2 protein-coding genes are annotated in these 1,618 nt (G+C 68.2%); both read left to right on the top strand.

Annotation, left to right across the window (positions count from 1 at the left end):
* Window positions 1-128: 128 nt before the first annotated feature.
* Window positions 129-1,370, top strand: coding sequence for an IS256 family transposase (locus DLJ47_RS05665; protein WP_109899032.1), 1,242 nt, complete (start codon window positions 129-131; stop codon window positions 1,368-1,370).
* Window positions 1,367-1,567 (top strand): hypothetical protein, encoded by a 201-nt coding sequence (locus tag DLJ47_RS05660; RefSeq protein ID WP_109899031.1) that lies wholly within the window; start codon window positions 1,367-1,369, stop codon window positions 1,565-1,567. The genes DLJ47_RS05665 and DLJ47_RS05660 overlap by 4 nt, the downstream gene beginning before the upstream one ends.
* The last annotated feature ends 51 nt before the right edge of the window (window positions 1,568-1,618 follow it).

Here is a 1,618-nt window from a genome sequence, read left to right as displayed (position 1 = left end):
AGTGGCGTCCCTGATAGTGGTGTAACGCGGTTGGCGTGATTGCCGGACAGCCCGTCCGGCATAGAGCGCGGCCATCGCGTGATCTTTCGAGTGAACCTTCCACAGCACTCTCGAAAGGGACTACCGCGATGACCGCACCTCACATCATCGACCCTGCCGGCCTGCTGGGCCAGGCACTGACCGACGCGTCGCCGGATCTGATGCGGCACCTGCTGTCCACGGTGATCAACTCTCTGCTGTCGGCGGAGGCCGACGCGGTCTGCGGCGCCGAGTACGGCATCGCCTCGCCGGAACGGGTCAACTCCCGCAACGGCTACCGGCACCGCGAGCTCGACACCCGCATCGGCACCATCGACGTGGCCATCCCGAAACTGCGGTCGGGCTCCTACTTCCCCGAGTGGCTGCTCGAACGGCGCAAGCGGGCCGAGGCCGCGCTGGTCAGCGTGGTCGCGACCTGCTACCTGCTCGGCGTCTCCACCCGGCGCATGGACAAACTCGTACAGTCGCTGGGCATCACCAGCCTGTCCAAGTCACAGGTCTCGCGGATGGCCGCCGACCTGGACGCCCAGGTCGCGGCGTTCCGCACCCGGCCGCTGGGCGAGTCAGGGCCGTTCACGTTCGTGGCCGCCGACGCGCTGACCATGAAGGTCCGCGAGCAGGGCCGAGTCGTCAACGCGGTCGTGCTGGTCGCGACCGGTGTCAACGCCGACGGCCACCGCGAGGTCCTCGGCGTCAAGGTCGCCACCAGCGAGACCAAGCAGGCATGGAACGCGTTCTTCGCCGACATGGTCGCCCGCGGCCTGACCGGCACCCTGCTGGTCACCAGCGACGCCCACGCCGGCCTGGTCGACGCGATCGCCGCGAACCTGCCCGGCGCGTCCTGGCAGAGGTGCCGCACGCACTACGCCGCGAACCTGATGGCAGTGTGTCCGAAGTCCGCGTGGCCGGCGGTCAAGACCGTGCTGCACTCGGTCTACGACCAGGTCGACGCCATTGCGGTCCACGCCCAGTTCGACAAACTCCTCGACTCGGTCAGCAGGTCGCTGCCGGCGGTGGCCGCCCACCTCGACGACGCCCGCGCCGACCTGCTCGCCTTCACCGGCTTCCCGCAACAGATCTGGCGCCAGATCTGGTCGAACAACCCCAACGAACGACTCAACAAGGAGATCCGCCGCCGCACCGACGTCGTCGGGATCTTCCCCGACCGCGACGCCATCATCCGCCTCGTCGGTGCCGTCCTCGCCGAACAACACGACGAATGGACCGAAGGCCGCCGCTACTTCGCCCTCGACATCCTCGCCAAGGCCCGCGAGACCGCCAGAACCACCACGACGAGCGCGGACCTGCCCCAACTGGAGACCTCAGCATGACCGACGTGACAGGCGACCACACCATCCCCACCCCCGCCGAACGCGAGAAGCTCAACGCCGCCCTGGCCGCCACCGGCACCGAGACCGGCTTCTGGGACCGCCACGGCCGTCCCGCAGCCTGGCCCGACGACATCGGCCGCTGGCAACCCGAAACCAGCGAACCCGCCACTGACCAGCCCGGAACACAACCCTTCTAACCAGTACAACTCGAAAGATCAGCCGTTACACCACTTCCGGGGGCTTGACCG

Source organism: Micromonospora sp. S4605, from assembly GCF_003176715.1.
Taxonomy (GTDB): Bacteria; Actinomycetota; Actinomycetes; order Mycobacteriales; family Micromonosporaceae; genus Micromonospora; species Micromonospora echinaurantiaca.
Note: the sequence above shows the minus strand (reverse complement) of the source record. Positions and strands in the feature narration are given on the sequence as shown.